At 71.5% G+C, this 17,642-nt stretch carries 21 protein-coding genes and 3 pseudogenes; 13 read left to right on the forward strand and 11 right to left on the reverse strand.

The features are described from left to right. Positions 1-152 precede the first annotated feature (152 nt). Both ACFVHV_RS37110 and ACFVHV_RS37115 read left to right on the forward strand, forming a co-directional pair. Positions 153-485 carry a hypothetical protein gene (locus tag ACFVHV_RS37110; protein ID WP_380357423.1) on the forward strand — a complete coding sequence of 111 codons (333 nt, stop codon included), beginning with the start codon at positions 153-155 and terminating at the stop codon, positions 483-485. Then, the gene (locus tag ACFVHV_RS37115; protein ID WP_359913453.1) at positions 482-808 is read left to right on the forward strand and encodes a hypothetical protein; all 327 of its coding nucleotides are present in this window, start codon (positions 482-484) and stop codon (positions 806-808) included. Before ACFVHV_RS37110 ends, ACFVHV_RS37115 begins: the two co-directional genes overlap by 4 nt. Before the next feature lie 429 nt (positions 809-1,237). On the opposite strand, the gene ACFVHV_RS37120 is transcribed toward ACFVHV_RS37115, so the two are convergent. The 3 genes and pseudogenes from ACFVHV_RS37120 to ACFVHV_RS37130 all read right to left on the reverse strand — a co-directional run. Beyond that, entirely contained in the window at positions 1,238-1,615 is a 378-nt protein-coding gene (locus tag ACFVHV_RS37120) for an NPCBM/NEW2 domain-containing protein (RefSeq protein ID WP_380357426.1), read from the reverse strand. Positions 1,616-1,969: 354 nt separating this feature from the next. Then, positions 1,970-2,095 (reverse strand): annotated as a pseudogene (locus tag ACFVHV_RS37125) (IS5/IS1182 family transposase); the annotation flags it as partial. Positions 2,096-2,216: 121 nt separating this feature from the next. Then, positions 2,217-2,576: pseudogene (locus ACFVHV_RS37130) on the reverse strand (Hsp20/alpha crystallin family protein); the annotation flags it as partial. Between the two features lie 120 nt (positions 2,577-2,696). Here ACFVHV_RS37130 and ACFVHV_RS37135 point away from each other — a divergent pair. The 4 genes from ACFVHV_RS37135 (at position 2,697) to ACFVHV_RS37150 (ending at position 7,035) form a co-directional block, all read left to right on the forward strand. Further along, positions 2,697-3,383 (forward strand): type III effector protein, encoded by a 687-nt coding sequence (locus tag ACFVHV_RS37135; RefSeq protein WP_359913388.1) that lies wholly within the window; start codon positions 2,697-2,699, stop codon positions 3,381-3,383. A 189-nt stretch (positions 3,384-3,572) separates the two neighbouring features. After that, positions 3,573-4,043, forward strand: coding sequence for a hypothetical protein (locus tag ACFVHV_RS37140; protein ID WP_359913391.1), 471 nt, complete (start codon positions 3,573-3,575; stop codon positions 4,041-4,043). A 93-nt stretch (positions 4,044-4,136) separates the two neighbouring features. After that, positions 4,137-6,098, forward strand: coding sequence for a molecular chaperone HtpG (gene htpG, locus ACFVHV_RS37145; RefSeq protein ID WP_359913394.1), 1,962 nt, complete (start codon positions 4,137-4,139; stop codon positions 6,096-6,098). A gap of 295 nt (positions 6,099-6,393) precedes the next feature. Beyond that, positions 6,394-7,035: a hypothetical protein gene (locus ACFVHV_RS37150; protein WP_359913397.1), complete on the forward strand. Its 642-nt coding sequence runs from the start codon at positions 6,394-6,396 to the stop codon at positions 7,033-7,035. A gap of 562 nt (positions 7,036-7,597) precedes the next feature. Here the strand turns inward: ACFVHV_RS37150 and ACFVHV_RS37155 are convergent. From ACFVHV_RS37155 to ACFVHV_RS37170, 4 genes and pseudogenes are all read right to left on the reverse strand, one after another. Continuing rightward, entirely contained in the window at positions 7,598-7,762 is a 165-nt protein-coding gene (locus ACFVHV_RS37155; RefSeq protein WP_359913400.1) for a hypothetical protein, read from the reverse strand. Between the two features lie 17 nt (positions 7,763-7,779). Then, positions 7,780-7,935 (reverse strand): annotated as a pseudogene (locus ACFVHV_RS37160) (CsbD family protein); the annotation flags it as partial. 653 nt (positions 7,936-8,588) lie between these two features. Continuing rightward, positions 8,589-8,879, reverse strand: coding sequence for a hypothetical protein (locus ACFVHV_RS37165; RefSeq protein WP_359913403.1), 291 nt, complete (start codon positions 8,877-8,879; stop codon positions 8,589-8,591). Then, positions 8,854-9,549 (reverse strand): hypothetical protein, encoded by a 696-nt coding sequence (locus tag ACFVHV_RS37170; RefSeq protein ID WP_359913406.1) that lies wholly within the window; start codon positions 9,547-9,549, stop codon positions 8,854-8,856. Before ACFVHV_RS37170 ends, ACFVHV_RS37165 begins: the two co-directional genes overlap by 26 nt. 109 nt (positions 9,550-9,658) lie before the next feature. On the opposite strand from ACFVHV_RS37170, the gene ACFVHV_RS37175 reads away from it, so the two are divergent. From ACFVHV_RS37175 to ACFVHV_RS37190, 4 genes are all read left to right on the forward strand, one after another. Continuing rightward, a complete protein-coding gene (locus ACFVHV_RS37175) occupies positions 9,659-10,093 on the forward strand; it encodes an Hsp20/alpha crystallin family protein (RefSeq protein ID WP_359913409.1) in 435 nt (144 codons plus the stop codon). A gap of 133 nt (positions 10,094-10,226) precedes the next feature. Continuing rightward, positions 10,227-10,520 (forward strand): STAS domain-containing protein, encoded by a 294-nt coding sequence (locus tag ACFVHV_RS37180; protein WP_371519665.1) that lies wholly within the window; start codon positions 10,227-10,229, stop codon positions 10,518-10,520. 51 nt (positions 10,521-10,571) lie between these two features. Then, on the forward strand, positions 10,572-10,976 hold the full coding sequence (locus ACFVHV_RS37185) for a DUF2267 domain-containing protein (protein WP_359913415.1): 405 nt from the start codon (positions 10,572-10,574) through the stop codon (positions 10,974-10,976). Between the two features lie 61 nt (positions 10,977-11,037). Next, entirely contained in the window at positions 11,038-11,436 is a 399-nt protein-coding gene (locus tag ACFVHV_RS37190; protein WP_359913418.1) for a DUF2267 domain-containing protein, read from the forward strand. Between the two features lie 378 nt (positions 11,437-11,814). Here ACFVHV_RS37190 and ACFVHV_RS37195 read toward each other — a convergent pair whose 3' ends face one another. Further along, positions 11,815-11,949: a hypothetical protein gene (locus tag ACFVHV_RS37195; RefSeq protein WP_380357432.1), complete on the reverse strand. Its 135-nt coding sequence runs from the start codon at positions 11,947-11,949 to the stop codon at positions 11,815-11,817. 983 nt (positions 11,950-12,932) lie between these two features. Here ACFVHV_RS37195 and ACFVHV_RS37200 point away from each other — a divergent pair. Next, a complete protein-coding gene (locus ACFVHV_RS37200) occupies positions 12,933-13,214 on the forward strand; it encodes a MerR family transcriptional regulator (RefSeq protein WP_371522889.1) in 282 nt (93 codons plus the stop codon). A 390-nt stretch (positions 13,215-13,604) separates the two neighbouring features. Here the strand turns inward: ACFVHV_RS37200 and ACFVHV_RS37205 are convergent, their stop codons facing one another. The 3 genes from ACFVHV_RS37205 to ACFVHV_RS37215 all read right to left on the reverse strand — a co-directional run bounded on the left by ACFVHV_RS37205 (position 13,605) and on the right by ACFVHV_RS37215 (position 14,922). After that, the gene (locus ACFVHV_RS37205; protein ID WP_380357434.1) at positions 13,605-13,967 is read right to left on the reverse strand and encodes a hypothetical protein; all 363 of its coding nucleotides are present in this window, start codon (positions 13,965-13,967) and stop codon (positions 13,605-13,607) included. Positions 13,968-14,061: 94 nt separating this feature from the next. Beyond that, positions 14,062-14,466 carry a hypothetical protein gene (locus ACFVHV_RS37210; RefSeq protein ID WP_380357436.1) on the reverse strand — a complete coding sequence of 135 codons (405 nt, stop codon included), beginning with the start codon at positions 14,464-14,466 and terminating at the stop codon, positions 14,062-14,064. Positions 14,467-14,694: 228 nt separating this feature from the next. Then, positions 14,695-14,922 (reverse strand): hypothetical protein, encoded by a 228-nt coding sequence (locus tag ACFVHV_RS37215; RefSeq protein ID WP_359913429.1) that lies wholly within the window; start codon positions 14,920-14,922, stop codon positions 14,695-14,697. Between the two features lie 519 nt (positions 14,923-15,441). On the opposite strand from ACFVHV_RS37215, the gene ACFVHV_RS37220 reads away from it, so the two are divergent. Together ACFVHV_RS37220 and ACFVHV_RS37225 are read left to right on the forward strand one after the other, a co-directional pair. After that, positions 15,442-15,645: a cold-shock protein gene (locus tag ACFVHV_RS37220; RefSeq protein ID WP_099897249.1), complete on the forward strand. Its 204-nt coding sequence runs from the start codon at positions 15,442-15,444 to the stop codon at positions 15,643-15,645. 370 nt (positions 15,646-16,015) lie between these two features. Continuing rightward, positions 16,016-17,539, forward strand: a complete 1,524-nt coding sequence (locus ACFVHV_RS37225; protein ID WP_380357439.1) for a DEAD/DEAH box helicase — start codon at positions 16,016-16,018, stop codon at positions 17,537-17,539. The last annotated feature ends 103 nt before the right edge of the window (positions 17,540-17,642 follow it).

The raw sequence follows: 17,642 nt of genomic DNA on the forward strand, positions 1-17,642 counted from the left end.
CGGGCCGGGTCCGTCCCGGACGGACCCGGGGCGGCCCCGTCCGGGACGAGTTGCCAGGCGCCGCCCCAGACCAGCCTCGGGGCGGCTACCGTCGACACCACAGGGCCCGGCCCGGCGCCGGGAGATGCCGACAGGGAGAGGGGTTGGTGGGGATGAGCGCCCAGCCCGCCGAACGAGGGGGCGGCTGTCTCGGGCTGCCGCCGATGGACACGGTCCAGGAACTGCGCGCCGCGCTGCGCGCCGGCCACGGCTTCCCCGGCGATGCCGAGCGCCTGGACGCGGAACTCGCCGAGCAGCTGCTGCGCCGGGTGCCGATGGACCGGCTCGACCAGGTCGACCAGGTCCCCGCCGTCGTGGACCTGGTCGCGGTCGCCGAGATCGTCGCCGCCTACCGCGGCCGCGTGCTGCTCGCCGCCGACCGGGAGACATCCGACGCCGTCGACCAGGCCGTCGCCGACCTGCTGGCGCGGCAGGGCGCCGAGTGACCGACCAGCACCAGCAGCCGGACCCGGCGGTCGCCGTGGTCACCGACCGCGCCGCCCGGCGCGCCAAGGAGCTCGGCGCCACCGAGGCACTGGAAGCGCTGCGCGCCGAACTCGAACACCGGCCGCGACTCGGCCGCCCGATCCGCACCGTCACCGAGGGCGGCCAGCAGGTCGAGCTGTACTCCACCCGGATCGAGGGCGACCGGGCCAAAGGCCGGCCCGCGCTCAACGTCGTGCACGCCTACGCCCCCGCCCCGCCCTGGCCGCCGACCGTGCGGATCGCAGCCGTCGCCCCCGAAGACCCGCCGCACCCCGCGCTGTAGAGCCGGGCCGGCGTGCCGCGCCCGCTACGCTGCTGCCGGTGCCCGCCGGACCCGAGACGCACAATCCGGGCCATCACCGGCAGGCACCGTCGCGCCGCCGTCGGCCTGGGACAAAGCTGAGACACACCCTGTCCCAGCACGCCCGGTATGCCCGATTCGCTGGGACGGTCCCACCTGAAAACCCCAGGTCACGCTGTTCTGCGTCCGGACCTGGGGCAAGGCTGGGACAACCGGCCGCCGGCCTTCGTTGTCCTCTGACACGTGATCTTGACCGTTTGCCAGCAGATCTTGACCACAGCCTCACGGACAGATGACCGTCACCGGCAAGCGTGCCAGCCCCGATGGGGGTGGCGGCCCTCGGATCGGCCTGCACCGGACACCGTCTGCTGCCATCTCGCGCCGGGCCAGTTCGGCGTGGGGGGCCGTTTGTCAGGGGGCCTTGGTGATGACGGGGTCGATCCACGCGCCGACGTTTTCTTGGTGGCGGCTGTTGCAGGACATGGAGCCGAGGGTGATGCGGAAGACGCCGCGCAGGCCGAGTGTCACGGGCAGCGTGGAGCCGACGGCCATGCTCCGCTCGATTTTTCGCACGCCGTCCAGTTCGACGTAGAGCAGTATCTTGGTGTCGGAGGCGGTGCTGTCCGCCGCACCGAGGGTGGTGGTGAAGGTCGTGTACTGGCGGTCGAGTTGCCACGTGGCGACCGAGCAGCTGGAAGACAGCGTTGTGGAGTAGGCCTGGCCATTGACCTTCTGCGGCCCGCGGTCATAGGGCCCCTGTTCCTCGGCGACGGGCAGCAGATCGTTCACCAGCGAGATCCGGTTTGCCGGGGTGGGTGTCAGCTGGCTCGGTTGACTCGCAGTTCGCGGACAGCCCTGGGGTGCAGCCGACAGGCCCGGTAGCCCCGCGGTGGCCTTCCTGACTGCACGTTAGATGCGATCCTTGCGGATCTCGAACCTCAATAACAGAGGGCCCGTTTCCGATAGGTCCACTCGCGATGCGGGGCACTCGTTCGTCCTGCCCACGCCAGCCCAACGCCTCAGCATCAGCTGTGGTCAAGATCTGCTGACAGACGGTCAAGATCACCTGTCAGAGGACATTCGTCAGAGCTCCCGGAACCGGACCAGCGGCGGTGTCCCGTCTCGCTCGACTTGGACCGTGTCCTATGTGGTGATGCGGATCAGGCGTTTGTAGCAGCACAGGGTGGCGCCGAGGCCGAGAAAGGCCAGGTAGTTGCGGGGATCACGCTCGTAGCGGTGGTTGAGCCGGCGGTAGCCGGTCAGCCATGACGTTGGGTCGGCGGCTTCCGCCGCCTCCACCGCCGCTACGAACGCAAGGCCGACCACTTCGCCGCCTTCGCCAGCATCGCCGCAGCCCTCGTTTCACCCGTTGCCGACAGATGGTGATCCTGCGGGGCCGGGAGGCCGAGGCGGTGGGGACGGTGAGGGTCAGGACGCCGTCCTGCAGGTGGGCCGTGATACGGCCCGGGTCGAGACTGTCAGCCAGCTGGATCCGGCGCTCGCACACCCCGTGGGAGCGCTCGGCGAGCTGGATGCGCGCATTCCCGCCGTGGGGGGCGGGACGGCGTTCGGCCTTTACGGTCGCCACCCGACCCAGTACGTCGACCTCGATCGCCTCCTGCGGGACGCCGGGCACATCGAGCGCGATCATGAAACGGTCGTCCTCGCGCCAGGCGTCCATCGGAATCGGGGCCGGTCGCAACCAGGCCCCGGGGGGCGCCTGGTGAGGCACCGCAGTGCGCATGGACATCGTCGGGCACCTCCGATCCAGAAGCGCTTTGGGTGGTTCGCGCCGGCGCGGCGCGACACGAACCGTTGTAGCATGTCATCCAGACGATGACACTCACCCAGTCAGCGAAAGAGTGACGACATGGATACCCAGGACACCGGCGCGGCCGGGGTGGGGCCGGCCTCGTTCCTGGCCGCCGCCGCCGCGCTGGGCATGATGGACGCCGCCGCCCGCACCGCCCGCCACGCACCCCCGGACGACGCAGGCCAAAGCGATCCACAACAGGCCCTTTCCGCAATCCTGCTGCTACGCCACCTGCGCGAGGAACTCGCCGACTGGGAGACCGGCCTGATCGAGACCGCTCGCGATGCCGGCGCCACCTGGGCCGACCTCGCCGAACCACTGGGCGTCCAAAGCCGCCAAGCCGCCGAACGCCGCTACCTGCGCCTGCGTCCCAGCGCGAACGCCGGCACCGGGGCGGGAAGCACCGGCGAGCAACGCGTCCAGGCCACGCGCGACCAGCGCGCCGCCGACCGCGCGGTGACCACCTGGGCCCGCGACAACGCCGCCGACCTGCGCCGCCTCGCCGGACAGATCGGCGCTCTGGACGGCCTCGGCACACAAGCGGCCCCCACCATAGAGCGCCTCCTGGATGCACTCGGCCACAACGACCCCGCCCGCCTGCTCGCCCCGCTCACCGAGACCCGGCCCCTACTGGAGGCGGAGCACCCGAAGATCGCAGACCGCCTCGATCAACTCACCGCCCGAGCCGACCAGCTACGCGCCGACAGCAACCGGCAGCGCCGCACACCCTCAGCCAGCCCGTGACCACCCCGAGTCACACCCCTGCCGGTCCACGACCCGCACGCCGTGGACCGGCTTACCGCCGCAAGCCCGCACGAGGCGCCTGTGCCCCCACACGGGGCGCGAGTTGACGCCTGACGGCTCGCGGCGTGCAGACCACCCGAATCTTCCGGACGACGACGGTCGCGCCGTCCCCGATCCCAGCCGACTCCCATGACTCCAGCCGATCTGCAGCAACTGCTCATCGAGCGTGCCCTGGGCATACCGGGCATTACCGGCGCCTGCCAGCGTGACGACGACAGCCCCTACGGACTGACCGTGACCCTGGAGAGCGGCGGACAGGTGTGGTGGACCATCACCGGTGCCAGCGGCACCGCCCCCACCATCACCACCGGCGACGGTGACGGCGCCGAGAGCGTGGAAGCGCCGGACCTGACGGGCTCGTCGATTCCGGTGGCCCTCGTCGAGCAGGCCCTGGTCGCAGCCGCCATGGCGGCCGACGACCCGGCCGCCGGGATCGTGCGCGTCGACCGGTACAGCACGCGCCCGGACCCACCCGCAGTGCGCTACGGCGCGACGCTGGAGTGCCGCGACGGCTGGAAGCTCTTCCTGTCCTGCTACGGCACCGCCCGACCCGGCACCGCCCGCCCCGAGCAGCCCTACCAGCCCCTCAGCCACATCTGAACACCCCCGGGGCCGGCCACACAGCACCCCGGCCAGCCCCGGCAGCCCGACCCGAGCCCTTCCCGCTACGTGCACACAAAGGAGACGCCTCCCGTGGCCAGCCCGACCGAGACGCTGGAGTTCCAGGCGGAGACCCGCCAGCTGCTGCAGCTGGTGATCCACTCGATCTACTCGAACAAGGACATCTTCCTGCGCGAGCTGATCTCCAACGCCTCCGACGCCCTCGACAAGCTCCGCCTGGAATCCCTCACCGACACCGACCTCGCGGCCGACACCTCGGACCTGCACATCACCCTGGAGGTCGACCGGCAGGCCCGCACCCTGACGGTGCGGGACAACGGCATCGGCATGACCCGCGAGGACGTCGTCGACCTGATCGGCACCATCGCGAAGTCCGGCACCGCCGGCCTGCTGGCCAGGATCAAGGAGGCCAAGGACGCGGAAGCGGCGCAGAACCTGATCGGCCAGTTCGGCGTCGGCTTCTACTCGGCGTTCATGGTCGCCGACAAGGTCACCCTGCACACCCGCCGGGCCGGCACCGAGCAGGGCACCGCGTGGGAGTCCGACGGCGAGGGCACCTACACGATCGCGGAGGCCGGCGGCCTGCCGGCGGGCACCTCGGTCACGCTGCACCTCAAGCCGGCCGACGGCGAGGACGGGCTCGGCGACTACCTCGCGGCGTGGAAGATCCGCCAGATCGTCAAGCAGTACTCGGACTTCATCCGCTGGCCCATCCGCATGGCCGCCGAACCCGCCACCTCGGACGGTGCCGAGACCGACACCGAGGCCGAGGCCGTGGACGGCGCCGAACCCGCCGGCGCGCTCGAGACGCTGAACTCGATGAAGGCCCTGTGGGCCCGCCCGCGCAGCGAGGTGACCAAGGCCGAGTACCACGACTTCTACCAGCAGATCAGCCACGACTGGCAGGCCCCGGCCGAGACCATCCACATGCGCGCCGAGGGCACCTTCGAGTACGAGGCGCTGCTGTTCATCCCCGCCCACGCGCCGTTCGACCTGTTCTCCCGGGACACCAAGCGGGGCGTGCAGCTGTACGTCAAGCGGGTGTTCATCATGGACGACTGCGACGCGCTCATGCCGAACTACCTGCGCTTCGTCAAGGGCGTCGTCGACGCCCACGACCTGTCGCTGAACGTCTCCCGCGAGATCCTGCAGCACGACCGCCAGATCACCGCGGTCCGCCGGCGACTCGTCAAGAAGGTCCTCGCCGCCCTCAAGGACATGCAGGCCACCAACCCCGAGGCCTACACCACGGCGTGGGAGCAGTTCGGCCGGGTGATCAAGGAAGGCCTGCTCGAGGACCGCGACAACACCGACGCGCTGCTGCCGCTGGTCTCGGCCGCCTCCACCCACGACGCGCAGAAGACGACCACGCTGCGCGAGTACGTCGCGCGGATGAAGGACGGCCAGGACACCATCTACTACCTGACCGGCGAGAACCGCCAGATGGTGGAGAACTCCCCGCACATGGAGGCCTTCGCCGCCAAGGGCTACGAGGTCCTGATCCTCACCGACCCCGTCGACGAGGTCTGGACCGACCAGGTCCCCGCCTTCGAGGGCCACCGCTTCCAGTCCATCGCCAAGGGCCAGGTCGACCTCGGCGACGACGCCGACACCGACGGCGACGACGAGGCGAAGGCGCAGAAGGCCCGGCGCGAGGAGGAGTTCGCCGACCTCCTCACCTGGCTGCAGGCCACCCTGGCCGAGCACGTCAAGCATGTCCGCCTCTCCACCCGGCTCACCACCTCCGCCGCCTGCCTGGTCGGCGACGCCCACGACCTGACCCCCACCCTGGAGAAGATGTACCGGGCCATGGGCCAGGAACTGCCCACCGTGAAGCGGATCCTGGAGCTCAACCCCACCCACCCCCTGATCACCGCCCTGCACCGGGCCCACGGGGCGAAGTCCGACGACCCGGTCCTGGCCGACATCGCCGAACTCGTCCACGGCAGCGCCCTGCTCGCCGAGGGCGGCGACCTGCCCGACCCGGCCCGCTTCACCCGCCTCCTGACCGACCACCTCACCCACAGCCTGTAACCCTCCCACCGGGGTGCGGCCCGCCGTACGCCTAACCAGCCCGGCCGGCCGCACCCCCGCACCGCTCGGCCGTCCGCGCCCGGCACACGCCACAGGCAAGGGTCGGGGGCGCCTCACACGAGTCGCATCGAACCGAGCGTCCCGCCAGAGCCGAGCCTGGCCCGGCGGGACGCGCGTGCAGCACCCGGTTCGGCGTCCACACCCTCTGCGGCACCGCCGCCATCACCCGCTTCGACAGCCGGAAACGAACCCCGGCCACGCCGACGGCCACCCGACCGACCGAGGAGACAGAAGCGTGTACCAGTACACCGACCGCAAGAACCGCACCCTGGCCGACCGCGTCAACGCCGCCGCCGAGCGACGCCTCGACCAGGGCACCGAGCAGGACAAAGGCGCCGCGACGGCCCTGCTGGCCGACATGCTCCGGGCCGCCGCCCAGCACGGCGTCACCCTCGATGTCTTTGACTGGGTCACCGACCTGCCCGGCACGTGCTACCGCGCCATGGCCAGGCGCCGTGACCTGGCCGACCGCGTCAACGAAGCCGCTCAGCGCCGCCCGGACGAGGGCACCGAGCAGGACCGCGCCGCCGCGACCGCCCTGCTGGCCGACATCCTCCACGCCGCAGCGAAACACGGCATCACCCTCGACACCTTCGACTGGGTCACCGACCTGCCCAGCACGTGCTACCGCGCCGTCCTCAGGCACCGCGACCTGACCGACCGCATCAACGAAGCCGCTCAGCGCCGCACCACACCCGGCACCGAGGAGCAGAAAGCCACCGCGACCGCTCTGCTGGCCGACATGCTCCACGCCGCCGCCCAGCACGGCGTCACCCTCGACACCTTCGACTGGGTCACCGACCTGCCCGGAAACTGCTACGCCGCAGTCGTCTCCCCTCTGCACGCGCGAACCACCCAGTGGGCCACGGCCAGTTGAACTCGACGATCCGGGCTACGCCTCACCGTTCCCTTTCACCGACGCTTCGCGCGGGCTGCGGCGGCCCCGGCTCCCCCTGAGACTGGAGAACGCGCACGCGCAGAGCGGCCAAGGACGAAAGCCGTGTGCTGAGACCCGAGTGCCCCGGCGATACCGCTATCGCCCCGCCTGGGATCACGTGAAATACCGTGCTCTGAGAACCTCCAGATGCCAGAGTTCCGCGGCCCGCTGGCGCGCTCCTGTGACGTTCCAGCAGATGAAACCGTGCCAGCGGGCCCGCCAACGCGCCACGGACCAGGGGTGCCCGGTACGCCGAGACCGGTTCTGATGCACCTGGGCGGTCTCGGTCACGAAACCGGTAACTCCCGTCCCCCGTAGCCGGTTACGGAATGCCGCTGCGAGACACCGATGGGCGCAGGTGGGGCGGGAGAGGCGGGGGACCTGCCAACACGTGCCACCCCAGAGCCGGTCCTGTCCCCCGAGGATCCTGTCGCAGAGGCCAGCGCAGCGCCTACACAGGCGGCCTGTCCCCTGTGCGGACGGTACGCCCCGGGGCCCGCACCTATCTGGGTGCACCTCGCCCGCGGCCCAGGCGCACGCCGCCGAGCACCAGGGCTGCGACGAACAGCACGGCGCCGATGACGAGCAGCCACAGCAGGCCCTTCACGAGGGCGCCGACGAAGCCGAACACCACGGCGATGAACAGGATGAACAGGAACAGGGCCATGCCGGTGCCTCCCTTGGTCAGTCGTTCCGCTTCAGGGCGCCTTTCACCCGGTCGGCGGCGCCTTGTACGGCGTCCTTGACATCGTCCGCGGCCTGCCTGACCTTCGAATCGACCTGGTCGGCCTGGCCCTCGCCCTTGAGCTCCTCGTCACCGGTCAGGTCACCGACCTTCTCCTTCGCCTTGCCACAGGTCGCTCATCAGGTCCTCCAGTCGTCCGCCGGACGCCGCAACCGCACCGCCCCTTCTTCACCCCTTTTTACCGATATTCGTCCGTTCATGCGCGCGGGACGGATCAGCGGCCGTCCGGGCCGGCAAGGGCCAGACGGCGGCGACAGAAGCGCGTAGCCGCGGGGGGAGTAGGAGGTAGGTGAGGAAGCCGTCGTGAGCTGATCACCGACGAGGGCTGTAAGGACGCAGGAGGCATCCCAGCGCGCGGCGACACGGCAGAAAGCCAGGAACCGGGACGCCGAATCGACACTGCGCCAGCTGCTCCCTGGGCTGCCCGGTGGGCAGGTCAGCGCGGTGATCGCCGCGCTGACAACGCTGAACGCCGCCCTGGTCGAGGCCACGCCGGGCCCCGGCTATCCCGAGCCCTGAACGCACCGCCGCGGGCCGACGCGCACGGTACCCGCCCTGCCGTTGACGGCGTCGGAAACGGCCTACTCACCCGGCCTCCCCGCTTCGTTGATCGTCGGACGGCCTGAGGTCGAGCAGGTCTGGGGGGAAATCGCGGATTCTCATCAACACCTGGCCGCTCCGGTTCCGCCGGGCCATTGCCCGGGCGGCGCCCAGGCATGCCGCCGGCCTCCACCGGCCGCGCCCGCCGCTACTGCACCGACTGGTGCGCTCGCAGGACCCGGGTCTGAGCCGGGCGGGGATGGCTGCCGGGCTGGCTGCCCGAGCTGGCGAATGCCGCGTGACCTGCCCGCCTCCCGCGCCGCCCGTGGGCCAGGTCGTGGCGGAGGGCGTCGAGTCTGGCCAGGCAGGCGTCGACGGTGGCAATGGCGTCACTGCTGTGCTCGCGGATGCGGCGTTCGATGGCGGCGAGCCGGTCTTCGATGTGCTGCCAGCGGTCTTCGGTGATGAGGGGGTCAGGTTCGTCGTTGGTCGCTGTCATGGCGGAGGCGGTCGGTGCGGTTGGTGAGGTCGTCGAGGCGGGCAGCGAGGTCCGGGTGGGCGGCGGCGAGGTGGGGTCGCATGTCGGCGAGGGGCGCTATCAGGTCGGCCGGGTCGGGGGCGCCGAGGGCGGTTGTGAGCTCGGTCAGCGCTGGGCGGGCCCGGGGTGTGAGGCCGGGCGCGGCAGTGATCTGGGCGGCGAGGACGCGCAGGTCGGCTGCGTTGTCGCGGGCCCAGGCGGTGACAGCGCGGTCGGCGGCCCGGCGGTCGCGTACGGCTTTGACGCGCTCCGCTCCGGTCTCCGCGTCGGTGGAGCCGCTGTCGGCGGGGCGCAGGCGCAGGTAGCGGTTCTCGGCGGCCTGGCGGCTGGCGACGCCCATGGGCCGGGCGAGGTCGGCCCAGGTGGCGCCACCGGCGCGGGCGCTCTCCACCAGGCCCGCCTCCCAGCCGGCGAGCTCGGTGCGCAGTTCGCGCAGCAGCACCAGCGCGGCCAGGGCCGGCCTCGGTCCCTCGTCCGGTGCACCGGCGCCGGGCCGGGCGGCCGGGCTGGTGTTCTGGGCGGTGCGGACGGCGTCGTCGATGGCGGCGAGCGCCGCAGTGGCGGCGAGGAAGGACGCCGGTCCTGTGGGTGGGCTGCCGCCGGTGGCGGGCGGGTCGGGCCGCTTTCCCATAGGTGTCACTCCTTTGGCGACTTCGCTGCTTGTCATCGGATGGATGACATGCTAGAACAGATTCAGGTGAAGCGCACTGGCTCCCATCGATCAGTGGAGGTGTTTCGCGATGCTGATGCGCACTGACCCGTTCCGCGAGCTGGACCGTCTGACCCAGCAGTTCCTGGGCACGAACGGCACTTGGTCCCGGCCGGCCCCGATGCCGCTGGACGCCTGCCGTGTCGGCGACGAGTACGTGATCTGCTTCGACCTGCCCGGGGTGGACCCGCAGGCGATCGACATCGACGTCGAACGGAACATGCTGACGGTCAAGGCTGAACGCCGCCCCCGCCACGAGGGCGACAATGTGAAGTGGGAGCTGTCCGAGCGACCGCTCGGCGTGTTCTCCCGCCAGGTCATGCTCTCCGACACCCTCGACCCCGCGGGGATCAGCGCCGACTACGACGCCGGCGTACTGACCTTGAAGATCCCTGTCGCCGAGAAGGCCAAGCCCCGCAAGATCGAGATCAGCCATAGCGGAAGCCGCAAGCAGATCCAGGCCTGACCGGCCCCCGGACCGCCGTCCCGCACCGCCAATCCCCCGGGCCCTGCGGGACGGCCACCCCACCCGGCCACGACCCGCCCGGCCCAGCGGCCCCTGCACACCACGGCGTCCCGGGCCGACAGCTAGAGACACCATGCACGACCAAGGGCACGACCCCTTCGTGGTCCGGGCGGACGGCGAGATCGACCTCGGCACCGCCCCCTCGCTGCGCCGTGCCCTGACCGCCGCGCTCAAGTCACATCGGGAGGTGGTCCTCGACCTGTCGGAGGTGACGTTCATGGATTGTGCGGGCCTGGGCGTCCTGGTCCAGGCCCACAACCAGGCCGACCGGTGCGGCGGGCGCCTGGCCCTTCGCGGCGCCGGCCGCTGCGTGGTCCGGCTGCTCAAGCTCACCGGTCTGAACGGGCGCCTGATCGTCGAGCCCTGACCGGGCGCCGACGGCGTTCGCGCCCGTCCTTGGGACAGAGGGAGAACTGTGGTGACTCTTCGATGGGAGGCGTTCCTGGAGGAGATCCGGGAACGCGGTGAGTACGACACACCCCAGGAGGCCGAGCGGGCGGCGCGTGTCGTTCTGGCCCTGCTCGGCGCCCACCTGGCGGGCGGTGTGCGCGCCGAACTGGCCGCCCGCCTGCCGGAGACCATGGCCCTGGTCCTGCTCAGCCCGCTGCGGGCGGTCGAGCCGCTCAGCCCGGAGAGGTTCGTGCGCGCGACGGCGGCCTGGATCGAGGGCGCCACCGAGACCACCGCCCTGTGGGACATCGGCGCCGTCCTCAGCACCGTGGCCGACGCGGCCGGCGACGACCTCATCGAGCGTGTCCTGCTCCAGCTGCCGCCCGGCTACGACCTCCTGTTCGGCCGCCCCCAGCCCGGCCACCGGCCCTGACCCCTACCTTCGCGCCGCCGTACCGCCAGCGGCGGCCCACCCCTGGAAGGCCACCACCGCCATGACCCGGTACCGTCTCCTTCTCCAGCAGGTCCGTACCCTCGGCCGCTACACCTCCGACGAGGAGGCCGAACGCGTCCTGCACGCTGTCCTGGCCGTCCTCGGCTCCCAGCTCACCGGCGAGGAGCGCTGCGACGTCGCCGCCAGCCTCCCCGACCGGGCACGCGCCGTCTTCGCCGCCCAGATCCCCCTGCCCCAGCCGGTCGCAGCGCCCGCCTTCGTCGAAGCCGTCGCCCGCGCCCTGAACACCAGCCTCACCAGCGCCCGCTGGGACGCGTCCTCCGTCCTGGCCGCCCTCAACGACCTCGCCGGCGACCACCTCACCGACCGCCTCCTCGCCGGCCTTCCCCGCGGCTACGCGCTCCTGTTCGGCCGCGCCGACCTCACGATCGCGGCCTGACCCGGGGCGGCACTACCGGCGCCGGCCACCGGCCACACAACGTGGCAGGGTGGCCGGCGCCGGGCCGTTCAATCCGGCCAGCGTCGGCCTCCAAGCGCTGACCGACGACGAGAGACCGACCGCCCCCGCCGGGCGCCCGGTTCGAGTCCGGCGCCACGGTGGTGCGCCGCGACATCGACCTCGGGCAGGTGCGAACGGCCCAGCCGTGCCGGGCGCCGGCCGACACGGGCACGGTGCCGGAGCCAGTTGGCCTGCGGAACCCGCTCCCTCGCACCGGCCAGCCAGGGCGAGCGCGCATTTCGCAGCAGCCGCGACGCCAGGCCCGGGGTCGACCTGAACGCCTGGCCGGGCAGGGTCGCGAGTGCGTTCCGGCAGGAGTCACCTCTGCCCGTGGTCGCCGGATGGGCGGGTGGTGTCGAGGGCGTCGCGCAGGGCGTACAGGTCGGCGATGGTGGCCTGTTCGGCGAAGCGGGCCAGCAGCCGGCGGACGGGGCGGTCGTCACCGTTGCGCACGGCCTCGGTAATCGCTTCGATCAGGGCCGCCTGTCCGTTCCGGGCCGTCTCTGGTGCTGTGGGCCCCAGCTCTTCCACTGCCGCCTCCATGCGGTGTGTCGCTCGTTTCTTCGGGCGCACGGCGGCGGCTCGGGGGGTTGCCGCCGCCGCGCAGCGGAAGACTACCTCACACACGGGTGCCGCAAAATCTATGCGCGCCGGAGTAGACATTGCTCGTGGGTGGGTCTAACGTTTCTCTCGTAGACAGCAGTCGGCGATACCGGCCAGACACGAACTGGCCGGGGTTGTTGGACCGAAGTTCGCAGTTCGGTCCGGCAGTGGAGTTCCGAAGCCAGGCAGGCGCAGGACGGCGACGGGACTGGCTGCCGGACCGGGCGGCCCGCAGGCATCAGGGGCCGCCACCAGCGGTACCGAGCAGTGCGCAGTTCAGTGAGTGCAGTACCCGGCAGTCGCCAGACAAGCAGGACCTCGGCAAAGGCGCCCAGACTGCGGGCGCGCGTGCCGAGGAGTCCGGGCAGTGGGGTTCCAGGCCACCGCAGACGCGGGGCGGCCGGCGGGCCCGGGCTGCCGGACCGGGTGGGCCGTCACGGCCACCGACCAGCAGGACGCAGTTCAGCAGGTGCAGTACCAGCAGTACGAAAGTGACAGTTCAGTACAGAGGATGAACGGAGGGCGCAAGCGCCATCAGGATCGCCCGGCCCGTGAACACTCGCCCGGGCGGACACCGCAGACCCCAACGCAAGGACGGTGGTTTCCGGTCACGCATTCGCGATCCCCGCACACCCCTCCCCCGGGGCAGTGCGGAAGTAGAAGGACCGGCCCAGGCCGGTAGATGGTGTTGTTCCCCTTCGGGGCCCCGGAGCCGACACGGCCCCGGGGCCCCTCGACGCGTTCTCCCCGAGAACCAGAGAGGTGCAGTGACTACAACGGCCAGCCCCGACACACCCGACAAACTCGACGACGACGACTACCCCGCCTACACCATGGGCCGCGCCGCCGAGATGACCGGCACCACCCCCGGCTTCCTACGAGCCCTCGGCGAACACCGCCTCATCACCCCCCTGCGCTCCGACGGCGGCCACCGCCGCTACTCCCGCTACCAACTACGCATCGCCATGCGCGCCCGCGACCTCGTCGACCAGGGCACCCCCATCGAAGCCGCCTGCCGCATCGTCATCCTCGAAGACCAACTCGAAGAAGCCCTGCGCATCAACGAGCAACTCCGCCGCACCCAACACCACCAGGAACCCGCCGCGGACACCTGACCGGACCGGCAACCCGGCCACAGCTCCCTCCAGCCGCACGGCCACGCCGCAGGGGCCGGATCGGGGACGGCCTCGCGCTGCACGCTCTGGCCGTCACCCCGGACGGCAACACCGCAGCGCGGCACAAGACGTGGCGACTGGAGGGCGCGGCCGGGCTGGACGCCGCCGGGCGCGTCCTCGGGATGGTCCGCTCGGAGATGGACGGCACCGCCCGGGGCGCCGGCGCCTTCCGCCTGCCCGCTGTGCCCTTCGTCTCTCCGGCCGGGGCCGTCAGCGGCTCCACCCCGACACCCGGGCCAGCGGTCACGACACCCCGCTCGAGGCTCAGCGACTCCTTGCAGCGGGGACGTAGGGCGTCGAGCCGGGCGGCCGCTCGGCCTGCCGTGGTCCTCAGGAATCGGAGTAGCTGAGGTCCCCGACCGTCCAGCTGCTGACATCCTCGATGGCGATGCGGTACATGCCGCCGGTGTGGGGCAGCCCGAAGTCGCCCTGAAGGATCTTCGCCCGGTGGAGATGCAGATGGGTGGGCCGTGCGGGCGGGCCGTCGGCGGGCGGGGCAAAGAGAGCGGCGAACGGCTTCAGGTGCTCCGAGGCCTGGAGGACCTCCGCCACCCGTTCCCACCACAGGGTCACCGGCGCGAGCCTGCCGGTGATCACCGCGCCGGGGACCACCACGGTCAGGGACATCTGATTGCTGTGCTCGGACTCGACCATCGCGGCGATGTCGACGAGCAGCCCGTCAGGGTTCGACATGCCCACCAGAATAGGACACGGCCTCCGCGGCGCCCACGGGCCGGGGCAGCGGCCACGGCGACCACGGGCCTTGCGCCTGCTGCACGGCACGGCGCTACATGGCGGCGACCTGACACGCCGATCGGCTGCGTCGTGGTGCGGGGCAGTTGAGAGCAGCCGTGAGGGTCGGGGCATCGCCCGGATCGTACGGGCCGGCGGTGACGAGCAGGTCGGCTCCGAGGGCGGTGACGGTGAAGCCCTCGGAGCCGAGGACCTCCGCCAGGGCCAGCATCAGCGCGCCGCGGATGCCGCGGAACTCGGTGCGCCCGGCGGCGTCGGCGGGATGCGGGCAGGCGTGGAGGGTCGGTCCGATCAGGTCCTGGCCCGGGCTCCATTCCAGCACCAGGCCGATCCCCGGACGCCGCCGGGCGCAGAGCCCGGCCACCTGGGGCGGCGCCAGTTCGAACCCTCGGAGGGAGAGCACTGCACAGACGGACTCAAACAGATGTTTGTCATCCACGCGCAGAGTTTATCGCCTGCCCAGCCCGCAGCCAGCCGCCCTTGACGTTTCGTCACATGCTGTTCCAGCCATGGCCGGCGAGGCTACAGGGCCGGAGCTGCGGATTCCCGTTCGACCCGATCGGGGTGCGCGTCCCCTGGACGGCGTGCCGACGCGGCGAGCCAGGGGCGTACCGCAGGGGTCCGCACACGCGCGGCACACTCGGCGGAGAGCCGCGTGCGCCCTGGGTCAGAGTTTGAACATCGCGGCGTAGGGCTGGGTGATGCGTTCCCGCCGCGATCCGAAGTCGACGAGTACCGCGATGTCGCTGTCGCCTTCGACGCCGATGGCCCGGCCGAGGCCGTACGTGTCGTGGGTGACGCGGTCGCCGACGGCGAAGTGCTTGCGCGGCGCTTCGATCCGGGCCTTGAAGGGACTGGTGGGCAGGACACGGCGGACTGCTGCAGATTTCGTCATTCCCTGCAGTATGCGCCGAAAGTCGCGGGAGCGGGACTTCTCGACGCACTCAATTTCGGAGCTACGACAGGAATTTCGCGCAAGCCGTCCAGCGCGCCCCCGGATGGCGCCGGTGGGCGTGGTGCGTCGCTTTCACGGGTCTGGCGCGGCCAGGGCAGGCGCTGCGCACCCGCGCGACTCGCCTTCCCCGGGGAAGGCGAGTGGTCGGCGCCGAAGGAGTACGGGTGATCGCTCAACCAGGCCACTCTCCATGTGTGTTGGTGGTCCTGTCGCCTCGCGGCCGACGGCCCCGGGGGAAGGCTCCCGGAGAAGTGGGGGTGAAATATCCACCCGCGACGGGCCTGGGCCTGCTAGAGTCGCTTTAGTTGCAGTAGTGGTTCCCATGAACTTTGTGTGCGCCTGCTGATGTTTCGCAGGCGCCTTTTTGTTTCCCGGCTCTTCCCCGGGTGGGTGCTCATCGCGGCGACTCGAAGCGCGCGCTGTGCGGGCTTCGGACAGCCCCTTGAAGGAGATTTCTTTATGGCTAATGGCACTGTGAAGTGGTTCAACGCGGAAAAGGGCTTCGGCTTCATCGAGCAGGACGGTGGCGGCGCTGACGTCTTCGCCCACTACTCGAACATCAACGCCAACGGCTTCCGTGAGCTGCTCGAGGGCCAGAAGGTCGAGTTCGACGTCACGCAGGGCCAGAAGGGCCCGCAGGCCGAGAACATTCGTCCGCTGTAGTTTTTCTGCCACGGCACCCGCCTGGTAGCGAGGGGCCCGCACCGCGTACATGATGCCCGGTGCGGGCCCCTCGGCATTGCGCCACGACGCGCTTCCCCGGCTGATTCCGGCCCCCTGGCTCCGCCACCGGCGGCCATCCCCACGCGAGACGCACAGCGCCGCGTCCGGATCGCCGCCCTGCCGTGACACCCCGCGGTTCGAGGTTCTCCGCTCCCGCCCTCCGCGGCGAGCGCCGACCTCAAGGTGACGTGCCGCACGGTTCCACCGTCCACGCCCCGCACTCCACACTTCGGCCCGTTCCTTGCGGCCTCCTGCCGGCGCCCCGCGCTGCGGAGCTTCCTCGCGACGTGCCGCCCCAGGAAGGTCTCACATGAACCGCTCCAGCCGCTCCCCGTACCAGAACGCCAACTCCCGTTCCTCGTCCTCCTCCCGCTCCGGCGGCAGCTCCTTCTACGGCGACCGGCCCGCCGGCGGCCGTGGCGGCCGCCAGGGTTCTTCTCCGCAGGGCGAGTTCGCGATGCCGGTGAGCACCACCCCGGCGCTGCCGGCCGTCGAGGCGTTCGACGCACTGGACATGCCGAAGGCCCTGCTCTCCACCCTGACCCGGCAGGGCGTCACGGCGCCGTTCCCGATCCAGGCCGCGACGCTGCCGAACTCGCTGGCCGGACGCGACGTCCTCGGACGTGGACGGACGGGCTCCGGCAAGACCATCGCGTTCGGCCTCGCGGTGCTGGCCCGCACCGCCGGCCGGCGCGCCGAGCCGCGCCGCCCGCTGGCCCTGGTGCTGGTCCCCACCCGCGAGCTCGCGCAGCAGGTCACCGACGCCCTCACCCCGTTCGCCCACGCGGTGCGGCTGCGGATGGCGGCCGTGGTGGGCGGGATGTCGATCGGCCGCCAGGCCCAGGCGCTGAACCGCGGGGCGGAGGTCGTGGTGGCCACGCCCGGCCGGCTCAAGGACCTGATCCAGCGCGGCGACTGCCGGCTGGACGGGGTCGGCATCACGGTGCTCGACGAGGCCGACCAGATGGCCGACATGGGCTTCCTGCCGCAGGTCACCGAGCTTCTGGAGCAGGTCGCCGAAGGCGGCCAGACCATGCTGTTCTCCGCCACCCTGGACCGCAATGTCGACCGCCTGGTGCGGCGCTTCCTCAAGGACCCGGTCACCCACTCGGTGGACCCGTCCGCGGGAGCGGTCAGCACCATGGAACACCACGTGCTGCACGTGCAGAACTACGACAAGAACGCCACGATCGCCCACATCGCCTCCCGCGACGGCCGGGTGATCATGTTCATCGACACCAAGCACGGCGCCGACCGCCTGGTGGACGACCTGCTCGCCAACGGCGTGAAGGCCGCCGCCCTGCACGGCGGCAAGTCCCAGCCGCAACGCACCCGCACCCTGGAGCAGTTCCGCACCGGCCAGGTCACGGCCCTGATCGCCACCAACGTCGCCGCCCGCGGCATCCACGTCGACGGCCTCGACCTCGTCGTCAACCTCGACCCGCCGAGCGACCACAAGGACTACCTCCACCGCGGCGGCCGCACCGCCCGGGCCGGCGAGTCCGGCACCGTCGTCACCCTCGTCCTGCCCAACCAGCGCCGCGAGATGGCCCGCATGATGACCACGGCCGCCATCACCCCCGTCACCACCAGGGTCAGCGCCGGCGACGAGGACCTCGCCCGCATCACCGGCGCCCGCGTGCCCACCGGCATCCCCACCGTGATCGCCGCCCCCGTCGTCGAACGCCCCCGCCGCAGCCCGTCCACCAGCCGTAACCGTCGAGGACGCCCCGCCCACGCGGCGGGTGACACCCGCGCGACCGGCGCGGGCCGCGACAACCAGGGCTCCTCCGGCCGCCGCCGGGCACCGAGGCGCGTCGCCCTCGCCGCCTAGGAGGCAGGTGTGGGGCCTGCCCGGCCCCCGGGGGCAGGCCCAAAACCATAACCACCGCCAAAAACACGTGCCCGGCCCCCACGGCCGTCCCCCCCCGGCAAAC

The organism is Kitasatospora sp. NPDC127116 (genome assembly GCF_042677365.1).
In the GTDB taxonomy this organism is placed as follows: Bacteria; Actinomycetota; Actinomycetes; order Streptomycetales; family Streptomycetaceae; genus Kitasatospora; species Kitasatospora lactacystinica.

Excerpts from the sequence above, each read along its gene's own strand:
- ACFVHV_RS37155 (WP_359913400.1), bottom strand. The coding sequence starts at position 7,762 with ATGGCCCTGTTCCTGTTCATCCTGTTCATCGCCGTGGTGTTCGGCTTC.
- ACFVHV_RS37110 (WP_380357423.1), top strand. The coding sequence starts at position 153 with ATGAGCGCCCAGCCCGCCGAACGAGGGGGCGGCTGTCTCGGGCTGCCG.
- ACFVHV_RS37205 (WP_380357434.1), bottom strand. The coding sequence starts at position 13,967 with ATGTCGAACCCTGACGGGCTGCTCGTCGACATCGCCGCGATGGTCGAG.
- ACFVHV_RS37220 (WP_099897249.1), top strand. The coding sequence starts at position 15,442 with ATGGCTAATGGCACTGTGAAGTGGTTCAACGCGGAAAAGGGCTTCGGC.
- ACFVHV_RS37170 (WP_359913406.1), bottom strand. The coding sequence starts at position 9,549 with ATGGGAAAGCGGCCCGACCCGCCCGCCACCGGCGGCAGCCCACCCACA.
- ACFVHV_RS37140 (WP_359913391.1), top strand. The coding sequence starts at position 3,573 with ATGACTCCAGCCGATCTGCAGCAACTGCTCATCGAGCGTGCCCTGGGC.
- ACFVHV_RS37175 (WP_359913409.1), top strand. The coding sequence starts at position 9,659 with ATGCTGATGCGCACTGACCCGTTCCGCGAGCTGGACCGTCTGACCCAG.
- ACFVHV_RS37180 (WP_371519665.1), top strand. The coding sequence starts at position 10,227 with ATGCACGACCAAGGGCACGACCCCTTCGTGGTCCGGGCGGACGGCGAG.
- ACFVHV_RS37215 (WP_359913429.1), bottom strand. The coding sequence starts at position 14,922 with ATGACGAAATCTGCAGCAGTCCGCCGTGTCCTGCCCACCAGTCCCTTC.
- ACFVHV_RS37200 (WP_371522889.1), top strand. The coding sequence starts at position 12,933 with ATGGGCCGCGCCGCCGAGATGACCGGCACCACCCCCGGCTTCCTACGA.
- ACFVHV_RS37190 (WP_359913418.1), top strand. The coding sequence starts at position 11,038 with ATGACCCGGTACCGTCTCCTTCTCCAGCAGGTCCGTACCCTCGGCCGC.
- ACFVHV_RS37135 (WP_359913388.1), top strand. The coding sequence starts at position 2,697 with ATGGATACCCAGGACACCGGCGCGGCCGGGGTGGGGCCGGCCTCGTTC.
- ACFVHV_RS37225 (WP_380357439.1), top strand. The coding sequence starts at position 16,016 with ATGAACCGCTCCAGCCGCTCCCCGTACCAGAACGCCAACTCCCGTTCC.
- ACFVHV_RS37165 (WP_359913403.1), bottom strand. The coding sequence starts at position 8,879 with ATGACAGCGACCAACGACGAACCTGACCCCCTCATCACCGAAGACCGC.